The 18,198-nt window shown below is 57.6% G+C and carries 12 protein-coding genes, 1 tRNA gene and 2 pseudogenes; 10 read left to right on the top strand and 5 right to left on the bottom strand.

All coding sequences use genetic code 11. The features are described 5' to 3' along the window. The first annotated feature begins 99 nt into the window (after window positions 1-99). Window positions 100-1,683, top strand: a complete 1,584-nt coding sequence (locus D3Z90_RS22975; RefSeq protein WP_136478190.1) for an aldehyde dehydrogenase (NADP(+)) — start codon at window positions 100-102, stop codon at window positions 1,681-1,683. Window positions 1,684-1,750: 67 nt separating this feature from the next. Here the strand turns inward: D3Z90_RS22975 and D3Z90_RS22980 are convergent, their stop codons facing one another. Further along, window positions 1,751-2,500 (bottom strand): FadR/GntR family transcriptional regulator, encoded by a 750-nt coding sequence (locus tag D3Z90_RS22980; RefSeq protein WP_136478191.1) that lies wholly within the window; start codon window positions 2,498-2,500, stop codon window positions 1,751-1,753. A 149-nt stretch (window positions 2,501-2,649) separates the two neighbouring features. Here D3Z90_RS22980 and D3Z90_RS22985 point away from each other — a divergent pair, with 149 nt between their 5' ends. The 3 genes from D3Z90_RS22985 (at window position 2,650) to D3Z90_RS22995 (ending at window position 6,700) form a co-directional block, all read left to right on the top strand. After that, window positions 2,650-3,165, top strand: coding sequence for a sigma-70 family RNA polymerase sigma factor (locus tag D3Z90_RS22985; protein ID WP_136478192.1), 516 nt, complete (start codon window positions 2,650-2,652; stop codon window positions 3,163-3,165). Then, window positions 3,152-4,129 (top strand): FecR domain-containing protein, encoded by a 978-nt coding sequence (locus tag D3Z90_RS22990; protein WP_136478193.1) that lies wholly within the window; start codon window positions 3,152-3,154, stop codon window positions 4,127-4,129. Before D3Z90_RS22985 ends, D3Z90_RS22990 begins: the two co-directional genes overlap by 14 nt. Window positions 4,130-4,225: 96 nt before the next feature. Beyond that, window positions 4,226-6,700, top strand: coding sequence for a TonB-dependent receptor (locus D3Z90_RS22995; RefSeq protein ID WP_136478194.1), 2,475 nt, complete (start codon window positions 4,226-4,228; stop codon window positions 6,698-6,700). A 48-nt stretch (window positions 6,701-6,748) separates the two neighbouring features. Here D3Z90_RS22995 and D3Z90_RS23000 read toward each other — a convergent pair whose 3' ends face one another. From D3Z90_RS23000 to D3Z90_RS23005, 3 genes are all read right to left on the bottom strand, one after another. After that, window positions 6,749-7,909, bottom strand: coding sequence for an MFS transporter (locus tag D3Z90_RS23000; protein ID WP_136478195.1), 1,161 nt, complete (start codon window positions 7,907-7,909; stop codon window positions 6,749-6,751). A 121-nt stretch (window positions 7,910-8,030) separates the two neighbouring features. Continuing rightward, complete coding sequence (locus D3Z90_RS26885; protein WP_168198419.1) at window positions 8,031-8,174, bottom strand: hypothetical protein; 144 nt, start codon at window positions 8,172-8,174, stop codon at window positions 8,031-8,033. Window positions 8,175-8,251: 77 nt separating this feature from the next. Beyond that, window positions 8,252-9,469, bottom strand: a complete 1,218-nt coding sequence (locus D3Z90_RS23005) for an MFS transporter (RefSeq protein ID WP_136478196.1) — start codon at window positions 9,467-9,469, stop codon at window positions 8,252-8,254. A 343-nt stretch (window positions 9,470-9,812) separates the two neighbouring features. Between D3Z90_RS23005 and D3Z90_RS23010 the strand changes: the two genes are divergently transcribed. Beyond that, complete coding sequence (locus D3Z90_RS23010; RefSeq protein WP_136478197.1) at window positions 9,813-10,757, top strand: FecR domain-containing protein; 945 nt, start codon at window positions 9,813-9,815, stop codon at window positions 10,755-10,757. A 119-nt stretch (window positions 10,758-10,876) separates the two neighbouring features. On the opposite strand, the pseudogene D3Z90_RS23015 reads toward D3Z90_RS23010, so the two are convergent. After that, window positions 10,877-11,164, bottom strand: a pseudogene (locus D3Z90_RS23015) (TonB-dependent receptor plug domain-containing protein); the annotation flags it as partial. An 88-nt stretch (window positions 11,165-11,252) separates the two neighbouring features. On the opposite strand from D3Z90_RS23015, the pseudogene D3Z90_RS23020 reads away from it, so the two are divergent. From D3Z90_RS23020 to D3Z90_RS23040, 5 genes and pseudogenes are all read left to right on the top strand, one after another. Continuing rightward, window positions 11,253-12,859 (top strand): annotated as a pseudogene (locus tag D3Z90_RS23020) (TonB-dependent siderophore receptor); the annotation flags it as partial. Window positions 12,860-12,952: 93 nt separating this feature from the next. After that, window positions 12,953-13,029, top strand: a tRNA-Met gene (locus tag D3Z90_RS23025). A gap of 334 nt (window positions 13,030-13,363) precedes the next feature. Beyond that, complete coding sequence (locus tag D3Z90_RS23030) at window positions 13,364-13,861, top strand: RNA polymerase sigma factor (protein WP_136478198.1); 498 nt, start codon at window positions 13,364-13,366, stop codon at window positions 13,859-13,861. 43 nt (window positions 13,862-13,904) lie between these two features. Beyond that, a complete protein-coding gene (locus D3Z90_RS23035; protein ID WP_256658275.1) occupies window positions 13,905-14,885 on the top strand; it encodes a FecR family protein in 981 nt (326 codons plus the stop codon). Window positions 14,886-15,013: 128 nt separating this feature from the next. Further along, window positions 15,014-18,160, top strand: coding sequence for a TonB-dependent receptor domain-containing protein (locus tag D3Z90_RS23040; protein ID WP_136478199.1), 3,147 nt, complete (start codon window positions 15,014-15,016; stop codon window positions 18,158-18,160). Window positions 18,161-18,198 lie beyond the last annotated feature (38 nt).

Here is an 18,198-nt window from a genome sequence, read left to right on the forward strand (position 1 = left end):
AGCCACAAGGCGCTGTACACAGCCTTGCGCACCGCTTGAGTCTCGTAGAGTCATACGATGTCGGTTATCCAACCTTACTTACAGAGCCAGGAGATTTCCATGCCCACCGTTCTCGGCCACAACTTCATTGCCGGCGCACGCAGCGCTGCAGGTACCCAGCAGTTGCAAAGCCGCGACGCCCACAGTGGCGAAGTCCTGCCGTTCACCTTCATCCAGGCCACTGAAGCTGAAGTGGACAGTGCTGCGCGCGCAGCCGAAGCCGCTTTCGTACAATTCCGTCAACTGAGCCCGGCCCATCGCGGTGAGTTTCTGATGGCCATCGCCGACGAGCTAGACGCCCTGGGCGATGACTTCGTCGCCATTGTCTGTCAGGAAACCGCCCTACCCCCGGCACGTATCCAAGGCGAACGCGCGCGTACCAGCGGACAGATGCGCCTGTTCGCGAACGTGTTGCAACGCGGCGACTTTCTCGGCGCGCGCATCGACCTTGCGCTGCCCGAGCGCAAGCCAATGCCACGGGCCGACCTGCGCCAGGTGCGCATGGGAGTCGGTCCGGTTGCAGTGTTCGGCGCCAGTAACTTTCCACTGGCTTTCTCCACCGCCGGTGGTGATACCGCCGCCGCTCTGGCCGCAGGCTGTCCAGTGGTGTTCAAGGCGCATAGCGGCCATATGGCCACGGCTGACCATGTTGGTTGCGCCATCGTTCGCGCCGCCGAGCGTACAGGCATGCCTAAAGGTGTGTTCAACATGATTTTCGGTGCCGGTGTCGGCGAATGGTTGGTCAAGCATCCAGCAATCCAGGCGGTTGGCTTCACTGGCTCACTGAGCGGCGGCAATGCCCTGTGTAAAATGGCCGCCGAACGCCCGCAACCGATTCCAGTATTCGCCGAAATGTCGAGCATCAACCCGGTCATCCTGCTGCCCGAGGCGCTGACCAGTCGTGGTGAAACCGTTGCTCGCGAGTTGGCAGCCTCGGTGGTCATGGGCTGCGGCCAGTTCTGCACCAATCCTGGACTGGTGCTGGGTGTCAGCTCACCAGCGTTCAGCGCTTTCCAAGCGCATCTGCAGGAGCAGATGGCAATTCAGGCGCCACAGACCATGCTCAATGCCGCAGGCTTGCGCAGTTACAGCAAAGGCCTGGAACACTTGCACGCTCATGCAGGTATCAGCCATCTGGCAGGACAGCCTCAAGAGGGCAATCAAGCTCACGCGCAGTTGTTCAAAGCAGATGTTGCGCTGTTGCTTGAAGGAGATGAGCTGCTTCAAGAAGAAGTGTTCGGTCCCACCACCATCGTTGTCGAAGCGCGCGATGATGCCGAACTCAAGGCTGCCCTGCAGGGCCTTCGCGGCCAGCTGACAGCCACCTTGATTGGCGAACCCGGCGACTTGCAGGACTATCAGTGGCTGGTACCGCTGCTGGAACAGAAGGTTGGGCGGATTCTGGTCAACGGCTATCCAACCGGGGTCGAAGTCTGCGATGCCATGGTCCATGGCGGCCCGTATCCAGCTACTTCCGATGCCCGTGGCACCTCGGTTGGCACCTTGGCAATCGACCGATTCCTGCGCCCAGTGTGCTATCAGAACTATCCGGAGGCCTTGCTGCCAGACGCCTTGCGCAACAGTAATCCACTGGGATTGAAGCGCCTGGTCAACGGTGAATGGTCGGCAGATCCGATTGCCTGAATGAGCTCCAGGTCCGGCCCGCCAAGAACGGGCTCCTCGCAAGGGGCGGTTGGAACCGCCCTCTTGCCTACTGCTGTTGCGCCTCGGCCTCTTCGTGAGCCAGGCGCAGGCGCTCGCGGCTGTTGGTCAGGTGCAGGCGCATGGCTGCACGCGCCGCATCAGCGTCCTGGCGGGCGATGGCCTCATAGATGGCTTCGTGTTCGTGGCTCAGCCGGCTCATGTAGTGCTGCTGGTCATCATGGGCCAGCCGTGCCGAGTTCAAGCGGGTGCGCGGAATAACGCTGGTACCCAGGTGAGACATGATGTCGGTGAAATAGCGATTGCCGGTGGCCATGGCAATCTGCAAGTGAAACTGAAAGTCTGAAGCCACCGCGTCGCTGGCATGGGCCGCGCTTTCATTGAGTGTATCCAGCGCCTCGCGCATCGCTGCCAGCTGTTCGGCACTACGGCGCATGGCAGCCAGACCCGCCGACTCCGTTTCCAGGCTGATTCGCAACTCCAGCACCGCCAGCACTTCGCGCAAGGTAACGATAGTCGCCGGGTCGATGCGAAAGCCACTGGGGCTCGGAGTATCGAGCACAAAGGTGCCGATACCATGACGAGTCTCCACCTGCCCTGCAGCCTGCAAGCGGGAAATTGCCTCGCGGACCACCGTACGACTGACGCCCTGCTCTTCCATGATCGCCGATTCGGTCGGCAACTTGTCGCCGCGTTTGAGGTGGCCGTCGCGAATGCGCTCGGTGAGGATGGTCACCAGCTCCTGAGCCAGGCTACGCGGCTTTCTGCGGGCTCGCGGCAGTGCACTGTGGTCTTTCATATCGAACATCTGTCCCGAATATTCTTCAACCCGGATGATAGCGCAATCGGTTGTACGATCACATGCAGCAAAAGCATTGCTGCTTGCGGATCATGATTGCTAGAATGAGAACGATTAACAATCATGTTTTTATCAAGGTTCCCGCGACGATGCAGTCCAGTGAGACACTGCAGTCGACCGATGTCGACCTGCTCTACCGCACCCATCATTCCTGGCTGCGCAGTTGGCTTCGAGGCAAAGTAGGGTGCCAGGAGCATGCTGCCGATCTTGCCCAGGACACCTTCGTTCGCCTGCTCAAGGCACGCCACGCTGCGCCACTCAAGCAACCCAAAGCCTACTTGAGCAGCATCGCCCGGGGTTTGATGATCGACCAGTTCCGGCGCAAGGCACTGGAGCAGGCCTACCTTGAAAGCCTAGCGGCACTACCGCAGTGCGAAACGCCGAGCGAAGAACAACGCCTGATCATTCTCGACACCCTGGAACGTCTTGATCAGTTGTTACAGCAACTCAAACCGCGCACGCGCCAAGCCTTTCTACTGGCGCAACTCGACGGCATGAGCTGTCCGAATATCGCGGAGCAATTGGGGGTGTCCAGGGCAACGGTGGAGCGTGACCTAGCCAAGGCCCTGTCCACCTGTTATCGGATGCGCTATGCCGACGCCTGATTCATCTCCCAAGCAGCAGCATGTCGACCAGGCTATCGAATGGCTGGTGAAGTTGCGTTTCGACACCCCGACAGTACAGACCAACCAGCGCTTTCAACGCTGGCTGGAGCAGCCCGAACACGCTCAGGCCTGGCAACGGGTTGCCCAGATGAGTGATGAAATCACCAGCCTGCCTGCGTCGCTCGCTCGCAACACCCTGCAAACCACCGAACGCCGACGTATTAGTCGGCGGGACAGCCTCAAGCTGCTGGGTCTACTCACAGTGGCTAGCAGCTTGGGCTGGATCAATCGTAATCGGCTCGGGCTCTCACCGCTGCTGGCTGACAATCACACCGGTACTGGCGAGCAGCGTACGCTCGACATCCAGGATGGCAGCCAGATCAAACTCAACACCGACAGCGCTATCGATCTGCATTTCAATCCGCACCAACGTTTGCTGACGCTGGTGCGTGGCGAAATCATTGTCGATGTCAGCAACGATACTGCCCATGGCAACGCCCGGCCGTTTCGTATCCAGACCAGAGATGGTTATCTGGAAACTCGCGACAGCCATCTGCTGGTACGTGAAAACTCCAACGGCATGCTCCTGGCAATCAAGCGCGGCGAAGTGAAGATGTATCCAGGCGCCGCCTCGGCGAGCAATGTGCCGCGTATCGTCTATCCAGGCGAAACGCTGTTGTTCGATGCTCAGGGACAAGTTCGCCAAGCCTTGACTCACAGTGACCCCTGGGGCTGGAGCGATGGCGTGCTCAGCGTCCAGCAGATGCCGTTGGGCGAGTTTGTCACTGAACTTGGCCGTTATCGGCCGGGGCTGCTGCGTTGCGCCGATGAGGTCGCGGCGCTCAAGGTCTCAGGCACCTACCAGTTGGCCAATACCGACCAGATCCTCAACCTGATTGCCCAATCGCTGCCAATCCGCGTCGACTACCGCACGCGCTTTTGGGTAAGCATTTCAGCATCCTGAAAATTGCAGAAAAATAAATGAGGTGGAATCTCATTTCTGTTCGGCCTGAAGGAATAAAGCCAAAACGCTGCCACTTTGTACCTTCAGGAGTTGTGCATGATGTCCCCTCGATTCATTCAACGCACCCGTTTGCGACGGGCCGTACATGCCGCACTGGTTGGTGCAGTGATAGCCAGTGCCGTTGTTGTTCCGCAGCTGGCCCATGCTGCCCCCGAGGGCAGCGGCCAGACCCAACAATGGAACATCGCCGCAGGCCCCTTGGCCCCGGCACTGGACCAGTTGGCGCGCCAGGGCCATCTGAATCTGTCGTTTGACGCCAGCAATCTGCAGGGTAAACACACCTCCGGCGTACGGGGCAATTACGATAGCAGCCAGGCGTTGAGCCTGGTGTTACAAGGCACCGGCGTGCAGATCCAGCAACAAGGTGCCAGCAGCTATCTGTTGCTTGCTCCGATCGATGCGGGCAGCGCCATGCAATTGGCCCCTACCAGCATTGGTGCCGAACGCCTGGGTGAAACCACCGAGAATACCGGCTCATATACCACCGGGGCGGTGACCATCGGCAAGATGCCCCAAAGCCTGCGACAAACCCCGCAATCGGTGACGGTGATCACCCGCCAGCGCCTGGATGACCAGAACATCACCAACCTCACCACCCTGCTCGAACAAACCCCTGGCGTCGTGGTGGACTTCACCGACAGTGAGCGGGTCAATTACATTTCCCGCGGCTATACAATCGACGCCATCCAGTACGACGGCGCGACTGTGGTGCAGGGCAGTGGCGGCGGGTCGTTCATCCAGAGTGATGCTGCGATCATCGACCGCGCCGAAATCCTGCGCGGAGCGACCGGCATGCTACGCGGCGCTGGTAACCCTTCGGGCACTGTCAACCTGGTGCGCAAACGCCCTACGCGCGAGTTCCAGGGAGAAGGCAGCGTCACGCTTGGTTCGTGGAATGCCCAGCGCTACGTTGCCGATCTCTCCGGACCACTGACCGAGACAGGCAACGTGCGCGGACGGGTCATCGCCGTGCATGATGACAAGGACCATTTCCAGGATGCGCGAATGGAGCGCAAGGAAACCTTCTACGGAGTGCTCGCGTTCGATCTGGACGAGCAGACCACCCTGACCACCGGCCTTGAATATGCATCTCTGGACGCTACCGGGGCCTGGGGCAACCTACCGGCCAATTACGACGGATCTCCCCTGCCACTGGGTCGCAGCACCTACCTGGGGGCCGACTGGAACCATTGGGACCGAAGCAACCTGCAAAGCTTCGCCGAGCTGGAGCACTTTTTCGACAACGACTGGCGGCTGAAACTGATGGCCACCCAAACTCATTTCCAGTTGGATGACCACGGCTTCAAGCAAACCTATTTCACCCGCGCCAGCGGCACCGCCAACCCGACCAACAATCCTTACCTGATGAACTATCAGGTCACTGAAGGCGATGGTGGTGAAAGCAAGCAGAACAACCTCAGCGCCACCCTCAATGGCCCCTTCCAGTTGTTCGGCCGCACACACGAACTGATGGTCGGGGTTGAGCGTATCCGCAACGACTCCTACGCCTCGGCCACCAATTTCACCACCTCAGGTGTATTCGACATTCGCGAATGGGACCCCAAGTACAGCCTGCCTGAACCGGACATCAATATCACCGCCCATCCCGTGCGAACCCGTACTACGCAGCAAGCCGCCTATGCGACGTGGCGTATTTCACTGGCCGAACCGCTGACCGCAATCATCGGTGCTCGTGCCAACTGGTATGACTACGAGCAGGAAAACAACACCCGTAGCAATGGCAAATTCAGCGTCGACAATAAAATCGTGCCCTATGCCGCACTGATCTACGACCTCAATGACAATTTCAGTACCTACGCCAGCTACACGGAGATTTTCAACCCACAGACCGCCACCGACATCAGCGGCGGCGTGCTCGACCCGGTAACGGGCGAAGCCTACGAAATGGGGATCAAGGGTGAGTTCTATGAGGGTCGGCTGAACACTTCGTTCGCGATCTTCCGTATCAACCAGGTCGGCAATCCTCTCGATGATCTCAGCGGGCCCTTCCCCTGCCCGCCAAACTACGCCAGCGGCTACTGCAAAGTGGCAGGGGGCAAAAACCGCAGCGATGGTTTCGAACTGGAAGTTTCAGGTGAAGTGCTGCCGGGCTGGCAGGTCTCCGGTGGCTACACCTACAACACCACTGAGTACCTGAAAGACACCGTCAGCAACACCGGCAACGCAATCCGCACTACCGACCCCAAGCGTATGCTCAAGTTGTTCACCAGCTACCGTTTGCCGGGTGAGCTGAGTGCATGGACAGTCGGCGGCGGTGTCCAGGCCCAGAGTGATATTTATGCACGCAGCGGCAATGCCGAAGCCTCGCAATCGGGCTATGCGGTGTACAACGCCCTGCTCGGTTACCGCTTCAACGAGCACTACTCGCTGCAGTTCAACGCCAACAATGTTTTCGACAAAAAGTACTATCGCCAAGCTCGGCCGACAGCAACCGGCTACTACTTTGGCGACCCTCGCAACTTCAACGTGACATTGCGCGGAACCTTTTGACACCAGACTCTACGCAGCCCATGCCGCCACAACCTTAAATAGCATCGCCTACCGAGCCGCTGCTCTGAGCCGGTAGGCCTTGCGATTGGCATTGCGAGCAAAGCAGACGAACAGCGCCGCCATGGCCGCCAGTGCCATGGGCAAGCCATGGGGAGCAACTTCCATTGCCGCGCCACTCACCAACGGCCCGACCAGACTGCCGACGCCCCACAGCAAACCAACACTGGCGTTAGCCGTGACCAGATCCTGCCCCTTGAACTGCTGGCCAATCAAAACCAGCGCCAAAGTGTAGACCCCACCGGCAACAGCACCCAGCACCACCAGCGCCGGCCACAGCAGCCATTGCATTTGCAACAGCCATGGCAAGGCAATGCCGATGAGCATCGCCACGACGCCACAGATCAGGTGCACTCTGGTTCGCTCACTGCGGTCCGCCAGCCAGCCAAGCGGCAACTGGAACAGCATGTCACCGGTCAGAATCACCGTGACCATCAACGCTGCCACGCCCACCGCAAAGCCATGGCTTGAGGCATACACCGGCATCAGCGAAAGAATCACCGCGTCGAAGAAAGAGAAGAACAGCACGCCCATGCACAGGGCCGGTGCCACCTTGAAGAACCCTGCCAGAGAAAAACTCTTCTCGGCTTCTTCACCATGTTCGACGTGGTCGTCTGGCACGGTCAACACAATGCAGATCAGGGCCACGCCATAGCAGGCAGTCACCACTGCTGTCACCCAGGCGCTTTGCGCGCCGACCAGGGCCAGCATTGCCGGGCCAAGCATCTGGAAGCCGGTGAAGGCCGTGGCGTACAGGGCCATGATTTTGCCGCGGTTGTGCTCCGGACTCAGTTCGTTGACCCATGACTCGCCGAGAATGATCGCAATGCCCATACCGACACCCAGCCCCAGGCGCAGCAACCCCAGCAAATAGAGCGATGAGAACGCCCATTCGAGCAGGCCGATGCTCAAGGTGCACAGACCAAAGCAGAGCAAATAGATAGTGCGCCGAGTCAGATGTCGACAACAGGCATCGACCATGAAAGCCGAGAGCATCATTCCTGCCGCCGGAATCGCCGAGAGGATGCCGATCTGCAGGGTGCTGGCACCTGCCTCGAGCAGTCGCAGGGACACCAATGGCAGGCTTGCCCCAAGACTGAAACCAACCACCGAAACGGCGAACAACAGGCCCGCCAGAAAACGCTTGTTCATTACTACTCCACTCACCGCCTCCGGCGCGATATCGCTCCCGGGCGCGGCTAGACACGACCATGAAAATGTTCAGGTGCACAACGACCGGCCACGGCTAGACACCGGGCGAATAACGGCCTTGTCAGAGGGCGTGGAGGTGTGGGGAGAAGGTAAAGGCGAACAGCACACTGCGCCGACGCTTGAGGACAGTATCGCTCGGCCAATCGCAGCAGCGGGTCAGGATGACCGGCTGGCAGAACTGGTAGGAGTGTTGGGAGCGATTCATCAATCGGTTACACATGTGAGGACGGGCGGCACTCTAGGAGAACCAATGCCACCCGTCAATAGCCCGATCTTGAGCCTTCAGCGCTTTGCGGTAGACGGTAGCAAAATCGCCAGCAGGCCGAACAACGGCAGGTATGAGCACAAGCTGTAGACGTATTCGATGCCTTTGAAGTCGGCCAGGTAGCCAAGCAATGCGGCACCGATACCGCCAAAACCGAACATCAAGCCAAAGAAGATCCCGGCGATCATGCCGACATTACCCGGCACCAATTCCTGGGCGTACACCACAATGGCCGAGAAAGCCGAAGCCAGGATGAAGCCAATGACCAGGCTGAGGACGCTGGTCCAGAACAGGTCGACATAAGGCAGCAGCAGCGTGAACGGGGCAACACCGAGGATGGAGAACCAGATCACCGCCTTGCGTCCGATACGGTCACCAATCGGTCCACCGAAGAACGTCCCGGCGGCCACGGCGCCAAGAAACAGGAACAGGTACATCTGTGAACTGGCAACCGACAGATCGAACTTCTCGATCAGGTAGAAGGTGTAATAGCTGGTGAAACTGGCCATGTAGAAGTATTTGGAGAACACCAACAGCGCAAGCACCACCAGCGCTCCGGTCACTCGACCGCGCGACAAACCATGAGTCGCCGCTTGGCCAGCCTTGGCCTTGAACACGTTCAAGTGCTCGCGGTACCAACGACTCAAACCATAGGTAACCAGCACCGCAAAGACCGCGAACAGGCCGAACCAGACCACATTGCCCTGACCGAACGGAATGATGATCGCTGCCGCCAACAGCGGGCCGAAAGCCGAGCCGGCATTGCCACCCACCTGGAAAGTCGACTGCGCCAGACCAAAACGACCGCCCGAGGCCAGCCTGGCAATACGCGAAGTTTCCGGATGGAAGGTTGAAGAACCGATACCTATCAAGGCCGCCGCAAGCAGGATCATGGCAAAACTGCCGACGTAAGCCAGCATGACGATCCCCACCAACGTACACAGCGTACCCAGCGGCAGCAGGTTCGGCATCGGTTTGCGGTCTGTATAGAAGCCTACCCAGGGTTGCAACAGCGATGCTGTGACCTGGAACGTCAGGGTAATCATGCCCACCTGGGCAAAGCTCAGGTCGTAGTTGGCTTTGAGCAGTGGGTAGATCGACGGCAGCACTGCCTGGATCAAGTCGTTGATCAGGTGGGCCAGCGCACACGCGGCGATGATCCGCATTACCAGCGGGCTGCTCTGGGCAGCCGGGGCGCTTACGGGTGTAGGGGACGAGGCGCTGCTGACAGCCATGACAAACTCTTCCATCCGGTGGTTGGGATCCAATTATCCAGAATTCGTTAGCAAGCGCACTATTATTTTCGACGAGCGTTACATCTACACACTTGCTAATAATTCTCACTAACTTTAGCATTTTATTTATCACCCACCACTCCTGCCTCTTAGAGCAAACCGCACGCCATGTCCAACGATCCGGACAATCGCAGCCTAACGCTGCTTTATCAGCAGCACCGCAGCGAACGGACATCGCCGCGCGACTGGGCCTCGATCCTCGCGCCGTGGAGCGTCATTTGAACAAAGCCCTGAGCCATTGCGCAGCGGCCGCCCTGAATACTTCACGCAAGACTGAACAGCCATGAGCACAGCGCCAAATTCAGCTGAACCGACCGAAACTGGCGACCGTGAACAACAGGCACTCGACTGGTTCACCAGGCTGCGCGCCGATGACCTCGACGATGAGCAAATGCAAGCGTTCGAGCGCTGGCGTCTGACGCCGGAAAACGCCCGGGTATTTGCCGAAGTCGAGTTGTTCTGGCAGCAATTGGAAATGCCAGCCCGCCGCCTGCACAAGATCGAACGGCGCAGCGCCCCTCGCTCCTGGGGCGGCTGGGCGGTAGCAGCGAGCATCTTGCTGATCAGCGGCCTGGTCATGCTGCAACTTCCTCTGCTGCAACGCTTGAACAGTGATGTGGCCACCGCTCCCGGCGAGCGTCGGCAGATTCAGTTGGCCGACGGCTCCAAACTGACACTTGGCAGTGCAAGCGCCGTGGATATCGACCTGCGTGGGCCCGTGCGCAAGATTCGCTTGGTCCAGGGGCAGATGTTCATTGATGTAACCCACGATGGCCGTCCTTTTGTGGTGGACGTCAACGAGGCACAAGTTCAGGTACTGGGCACGCGTTTTTCGGTGAGCCGTGGCCACGATCATGATGAGGTGGTGCTGCTCAAGGGCAAGGTCGAAGTCAGCAGCCGTAGTGGCGACAAGCGCATGCTTGCTCCTGGCCAGCGCTTGACCCTGAGCGGCAGCCGCCTGGATCAGGTCGAAAATGTCGATGCCGAGCGCTTGCTGGCTTGGCGCAGTGGACAGTTGCGGGTACGCGAAGTCCCTTTGCGCGATGTGCTGCAGCAACTTGCCGATTATCAGGGCAGCCGCCTGCTCTACATCGACGAGCAGGTTGGTCGGCGTCTGGTCAGTGGCAGTTTCAACCTTGACCAGGCCGGGGCTGCCCTCGATGCCCTTGCCAGTAACCAGAACCTGCACATCGACAACCTTGCAGGGCAATGGATCATCGTTCGCTGATCTGGGCGAAGAATATTTTTCCGCGCACTCGGTAATTCCTGATTCTGCTGCGTCACACCTCCACATAAGAAGCATTAACATTTGTATTCTCTGGGGGAGGACACATGCAGTACCCACGCGATTTCGCTTTCACGCGCCAGCCGCTTGCCCGCGCCGGCGCCCAGGCCGTCACGGGTGACGATGATCCCCGGGGCCGCCTCGAGGGCATCGCTAAGGTTGGTAAGACGTTGGTCATCGAGGCGCTGGCGGGTCATCACCGTTAGCGATTGCGGGGTTTCCTGGGGCGTCAGGTTCAGGCGTGTCGAGCTGCTTGAGGAGTAAGTGGTGTAGAGCCCGGTGCCTTCGGTGGTGGAACCGGGCGCCTTACCGGAAATACTCATGGCATCCAGCTGCAATGCACCGCTCAATTCCATCGGCAAATCGACGACGAAGCTGTCGGCGTTGGGCTGGCTAAAACGAGCGTTGCTGCCTGCGGTGAGTGCTTCCAGCGCCTGGGCTGCGACCATCAACCTTATTCGCAAACGCCCGACTGCCGAAGGCCAGGCCAGCATCACACGCGCGTCAGATGTTTCCGGGCCGCTGACCGAGACAGGCAACATTCGCGGTCGCCTGGTCGCTGACTACAAGACCGAAGGCGCTTGGATAGACCGTTACAAAATGGAGAGCCAGTTGCTTTATGGCATCAGCGAATTCGACCTGAGCGAAGACACGCTGCTGACCCTTGGCTTTAGCTATCTGCGCACCGATGTCGACTCACCTTCGCGTACCGGTTTACCCACACGCTTCAGTACAGGTGAGCGCTCCAACCTCAAGCGTGCGATCAACAACGCACCGACCTGGTCATACAACGACCATGAACAGACCAGCTTCTTCACCTCACTGGAACAGCAACTTGGCAACGGCTGGAGCGGCAAGATCGAATACAGCCATTCCGAGAACAAGTTCGACGAAGTGTTCGGCTTTCTCATGGGTGACCTGCACCCTGACGGCAGCGGCCTGAGCCAATTGCCGGTGCGTTTCTCCGGCACCCGCGTCAGGACAACCTCGACCTGTACGTCACCGGTCCGTTCAGCCTGTTCGACCGCGAGCACGAGTTGATCGGCGGCGTGACGTTGTCCAGGTACAACGAAAACGTCCCAAGTTGGGGCGGATGGCGCTACGACTACAACGCTACCCCTGGCGCGGCAATCGACAATATTTTCGACTGGGACGGCAAACAGCCCAAACCGGACTTCACCATCAGCGGCAAGTCCTCCATGGAGGAAACTCAATACGCGGCCTACCTGACCTCGCGCCTGCACCTGACCGACGACCTCAACCTGATTCTCGGCAGCCGAGTAATCGATTGGAAGCGTGACAGCGAAGACCGCCCATACGGCACCGCCAGCACCGAGGTCAATCGTAAGGAAAGCGGTGTATTCATCCCCTACGCCGGTGTGGTCTATGACCTGGACGAAACCTGGGCGTTGTATGCCAGCTATACCAAGATCTTCAACCCGCAAAGTTCCTGGGTACGCGACGAAAACAATCAGCCACTCGACCCCATGGAAGGCGTGGGTTACGAAGTCGGCGTCAAGGGCAGTCATTTCGACGGCAAGCTGAACTCGAGCATGGCGCCGTTCAAGCTGGAACAGGACAACCTGGCAATCTGGCAACACGACGATGTCTATGAGGCCAAGCAGGACACCACCTCCAAGGGCCTGGAGCTGGAGCTCAACGGCGAGCTGGCCGATGGCTGGCAGGCATGGGCGGGGTACACCTATACCCTGACCACCGACAACCAGGATGAACGCATCGCCACCCTGATGCCGCGTCACAGCTTCAAGACGTTCACCAGCTACCGCCTGCCTGGCGTACTGGACAAGGTCACCGTGGGCGGTGGGGTCAACTGGCAAAGCAAAGTCGGTCTGGACCTGCACAACTTTACCCAGAGCAGCTACGCACTGGTCAACCTGATGGCACGCTACGACATCAGCGAGAACCTCAGTGCCAGCGTCAATCTGAACAACGCCTTCGACCGAGAGTACTACTCCATGGCCTCGTCATACGGAAATTACGGCGCACCACGTAACCTGATGACCACGTTCAAATACGACTTCTGAACCGATGATCGGCTAAGCGGTTGATCGTGCGTAAAATTTTTTGAAAAGATGTGTTGACACAACATCGTTTCAAGCGAATAATGCGCGCCACTTGGCTACATAGCTCAGTTGGTTAGAGCATAGCATTCATAATGCTGGGGTCCGGGGTTCAAGTCCCTGTGTAGCCACCAAGTACCGATTCATAGATGTCTACAGCAGTCTGTGAATCACCTCAAGAAGCCCGCCTAGTGCGGGCTTTCTTGTTTCTGGCTCTACGCCTCTGCCCCCACTCTGTCCTTTCCCTGCCCCTTGATGAAAATCGAACCCAAGGGTAGCTCCATGGTGAATGGGAATCTGCTCACGATGGACATACATGACCACGCAGGGCGCACAGCAGTGGCTTTCCAAAACATCGAGACGCCTGAGACAACATAGCGCGCCCTGAACCAATACTGGCTTAATGAGAAAGATTGTCATTATACTCTGCGCTCTCCCGGTTCTGCCCGAGCAAAGGAAAGCGCTGCCGTGCTGGAAAAATTGTTCACTCAACATTCGTCTGCCCTGCACCGCTATCTCTTGCGAAAGAAATGCACACCGAGCCTGGCCTCCGATCTGGTGCAGGAGACGTTTCTGCGTCTTGCTCAGTTGGAGAATCTGGAGAGTGTTCTTCGCGCACCGTCCTATCTGTTCCGGGTCGCGCACAATCTGATGATTGATCATTATCGACGCTACGGCGACAAGCGCTTCGACAACGATCCAGCAGCGCTCTTTGACACGCTGGTCGACGAAACCAGTCGCCCGGAAGAACAAGCCATCGATACCCTGGAACTGGAGCAACTGGAAAGTCTGCTTGAGCGTATGCCATCACGTACCCGCGACGTGTTCCTGCTCCTTCGTGTCGAGGGCATGACGCACAAAGAGACCGCGCGCTATTTACGGATATCTACAAGCTCTGTACAAAAACACATGGCGATGGCTCTGGCCAAAATCGGCAGGGCGCTTGATCCAGGGCCAGAGAATTAGGCCTTGTGGATTATAAAAAGCAAGAAGGTAACCAGACTAAACCGTGAAAGCTTCCCCCCAGAGTATCGACCCGATAGAGCACGAAGCTGCCGATTGGGTGGTGCGCCATCGCCAAGGCCAGCTTTCATCCCGAGAGTTGAAGGCCTATCGCCGCTGGCTGGCTGCAGACCCTTTGCACGCTGCTGCCGCGCAGCGAGTTGATCGCGCCTGGCAGGCCAGCGCCCAGCTCAAACAGTATCGCGGCTACGTAAAACCCCAACGCCCACCGCGCCGCAGCTGGCTGCAAATGCCACTGGTAACCGGTAGCACCGTGACGGCATTAGCACTTGGCTGCTGGATGCTGCTGGCGCCACCCTTCTGGCTCCAGGCCATAAGCAGCGACTACCACACCGGCTTCGGTGAAGTACGCCAGATCACCTTGGCAGATGGCAGCCAGGTAGAGCTGGGTAGCCACAGTATTCTGAACATTGCCTATGGCGATCAGCGTCGCGTCGTACACCTGAGCCAGGGCGAAGCCGTGTTCACGCCTGCTCCTATGAACGAACAAGAGCAGCGACCCTTTACGGTCAGTACGCCTGGCGCAGATATCACGGCTCGCGGTACTCGGTACCTGGTAGGTGTGGGGGACAATCGCGAAGGCTGGGTAGGAGTGTTGCAACACCGGGTGGAGGTCAATCTGGTCCAGCGCGAGATCAACGATGTGGCCGGTTCGACCTGGCTCGACGAAGGCAATAGCCTGACGTTCAGTCCCTTGCAAGGCCTGACTCCTTTGTCGATCTCCCCGCAAGAGCTGGCAAGTTGGCAAGAAGGTCGCTTGGTGTTTCAACGCGAATCCCTGGCCAACGCGGTCTCGCGCATCAACCGTTATCGAACCGGTCTGGTCATGGTCAAGGGCGAGGCGTTGCGCGATGTCCAGATCAGCGCGGTAATGCGCCTGGATAACCTCGACGACGCCCTCCAGCGCCTGGCAACACAAGCCCATGCCCGCATTATCGAGTTTCCAGGGTTGACGCTGATCTACTGAAGCCAGCAAATAATTCAACTAATGAATAAAAAACAAAATATATAGACCTTAACGATCTATCGCATTTCCAATGCTGGCCCGTTCTTACTAACGTAAATAAATCTTATTTGCTTTTAGTGAGGCCGGTTTTGCAAACGCAAGAGAACAACAACAAGCGCAAGTCACCCACGCGCACACCTCTGGCGCTGGGCGTACAGCTCGCCGTATTGGCACTGATCGCCGAGGCAGCAATACTCCGTCCAGTGCTGGCCAACCCCACCGAACCTGCAGCACACACCATGCCCCAGGCCGCTGTCCATACCTTCAACGTGCCCTCAATGGCACTGGACGAAGCATTGGTACTGCTGGCCCGTCAATCCGGCGCCGAGCTTTACATTGGCAGCAGCAACTTTGCCGGTGCTTATGGCAACCCGGTCCAGGGTCGACTGTCACTGGACGCTGCCCTGCAGCAATTACTGGCCAATCAAAATGTAACCTACAGCGTTGCCGGGGAGCCGGATCGACCGGTCATTCAAGTGCAAACGGCTGCAGCTTCAGCGGCTACCAAAGACGACCTGCACCCCACCTACGTACATGGCATGGAGTACCAGGAGTCACGCGACGAGAAGGGTTACAACGATATCTACGACCAGGATATTTCCTCGGTCTATGCCGGCAAGGAACAGATCGAACGCTACAAGGGCGCCGCCCCTGCCGACCTGTTCAAGGGCATGCTCAATGTCTACAGCGGCGACGCTCGCAACAGCGGCGCACTGGACCCGAACATCCGAGGCATCCAGGGACCAGGGCGGGTACCGCTGACCATCGATGGTACTGAACAGGCATTGACGGTTTATCGCGGCTATATGGGCGCCAGCAATCGCAACTACATCGATCCCAACCTGATTGGTAGTATCAAGGTCATCAAAGGGCCAAACCTTGAGCGCAACGTTTATAGCGGTGTCGGTGGCGCAGTAGTGGCCAGCACCCTCAACGTCGATGACGTGCTCAAGGAGGGTCGTGAGTTCGGCGGCGAATTCAAAATCGAGGGCAGCAACAACTCGGTTTCGCCCAAGCTGCCGACGCTGATGACCGGGCAGATGCCCGGCCCTGACTACAAGTACTTCCCGATCAGTTCCTATTTCGACCCATCGCTGTACAAACAGCCGCGGACCAGCAGCAGTAACGGGCTGCTGTCCAGCGACGACTATGCCTATCGCCTTGCCCTGGCAACGCGACAGGAAAAATTCGAGCTGCTGACCGCCTACGCCTACCGGGAAAAAGGCAACCATTACGCGGGCAAGAACAAGAGCGATTTCTACTCCACTGGAAAGCAGGTCAACGGCCGCTGGGACTACATTCCCAACCTTGCGAACATCTACAAACCAGGCGATGAGGTGCCCAACACCTCCAGCAAGATGGAATCGTGGCTGGGCAAAGCAAAACTCAAAATCGATGTAGGCCAGTCTCTGGAGTTCGGCTACCGCGACACTGATTCGCTGTACGGCGAAATCCTACCATCGCGGATCTCGTTCTTTACTCCCGGCAGCCTATATGACGCAACGACACATGGGGTGCCACAGTGGCCACTTAGCCATGTGCAAAGCAAAGCCTACAACCTGGAGTACAAACTAAAGCCTGAGGGTAATCCGTGGGTGGATTTTTACTCCAACCTTTGGGCCACCAATACCCGCAGCGACACTTACAGCAGCGGTGGCGTTCCCAATCAGACCACCATGGCTGATCCAGCCTTCAGAAACACCGCAGTGGCAAACGCCAAACATGACCGTGTCGGCCTGACCGCCAGCAACACGTTCAAACTGCTCGATAGCCTCGATCTGACCCTCGGCGGTAGTTACCAGCACGAAAAGCTCAGCTCTAACGACGACTACTACGATACGGCGATCAGCACCACACTGCGTATGTACCCGCGGGCTGGGCGCAGGGAAGAGCAGGAATACAATTTCAATTTCGATTGGCGCCCAGTGACCTTTGCTCGTTTCAATGCCGGGATGCGCTATTCCTCTTATTGGGCTTTTGATGATTATCTGAAGGAGAGCCAAGAGCGTAATGGCATTACCAAGGCAAATGTGCAAACCGGCCAGCAAGTTGCTTACACCACACAAAAGCTCCTGACAGAAGCTGAATGGGAAGCAAAAATCGCCAAAATAATTGAAAGCTCCAAACCCTTCTGGGACATGTTCGGTATGACGGAGGAACAACGCCAAGAGGATATAAGAATAACCAGAGAGCAAACCCCACGCCTTCAGGAAACCCAACATCTAGCAGACTGGGCGCACAATGGTAAAGGTAAATATTCTCGCAGCAACAACCCCTGCGTTAACTTCCAGGACCCCCGGGAAAAAATTATTTCATGCAGCAATTACGAATATGGGTACGGCGAAATAGATGCAGACGGCAACCCCGTCAACTATGAAAAAGATGTAAGCGCCAAGCATCAAAGGGATCATGGCTGGACACCGACACTCTCTGCCACGTTCTACACCTCTGATAATGGCCGGGTCTATCTACGTTACAGCGAAGCCTTGCGTTACCCGAGCATGTTTGAAAGTACTATCGGTTTCTCTTCCTCAATGAACCCATGGGGACTAGAGCCAGAGCATGCGCATAATTACGAAGCCGCCTATATCCACAACCTATCTGGCCTCGGCGGCAGCGAAATTGCCGACATCAAGCTCAGCTATTACCACAACACCACCAAGAATGTGATTGAGCGCAGCCCCCAGATGCGCTTCTCCAACCTTGAGAAGCAGACCACTGCAGGCCTTGAGCTGCAGGGCCGCTACGATAACGGACGCATCTTCACCGATTTGAGCATCGGCCATGTTTTAAAAAATAAAGTCTGTGATGAGAGCTCGGCTATCTCGCTCGACGCAACGGGCAGCACCTCAAATTGCGTAGATGACGGTTTTGTCGGCGGTTATCTGGTGAGCATGGCAATGCCTGAATGGTCAGCCAATCTGGGCCTAGGTGCACGATTCTTCGATCGTAAGCTGGAAGTTGGCGGGCGAGCCATCTATTACCGTCAACATGAAAGCAAATTTTATGATAACTACGGTCAAAGTGCCATGATCAGTTATTACCTGAATACACCCATGTCATGGGACAAGATTGTCACCTATGACGCCTACATAAACTACAAGCTGACTGATGACGCTTCAATAGAGTTGACCGGCACTAACTTAAGCAACCTCTACTACATCGACCCACTGACCCGCTCGGCGATGCCCGCGCCCGGCAGAACCCTAAAACTTGGACTGACCGCAACTTTCTAAATCGGAGGTATCAAACGGGTGGCTAACGCGCTACCTGG

Source organism: Pseudomonas sp. DG56-2 (assembly GCF_004803755.1).
Lineage (GTDB): Bacteria > Pseudomonadota > Gammaproteobacteria > Pseudomonadales > Pseudomonadaceae > Aquipseudomonas > Aquipseudomonas auratipiscis.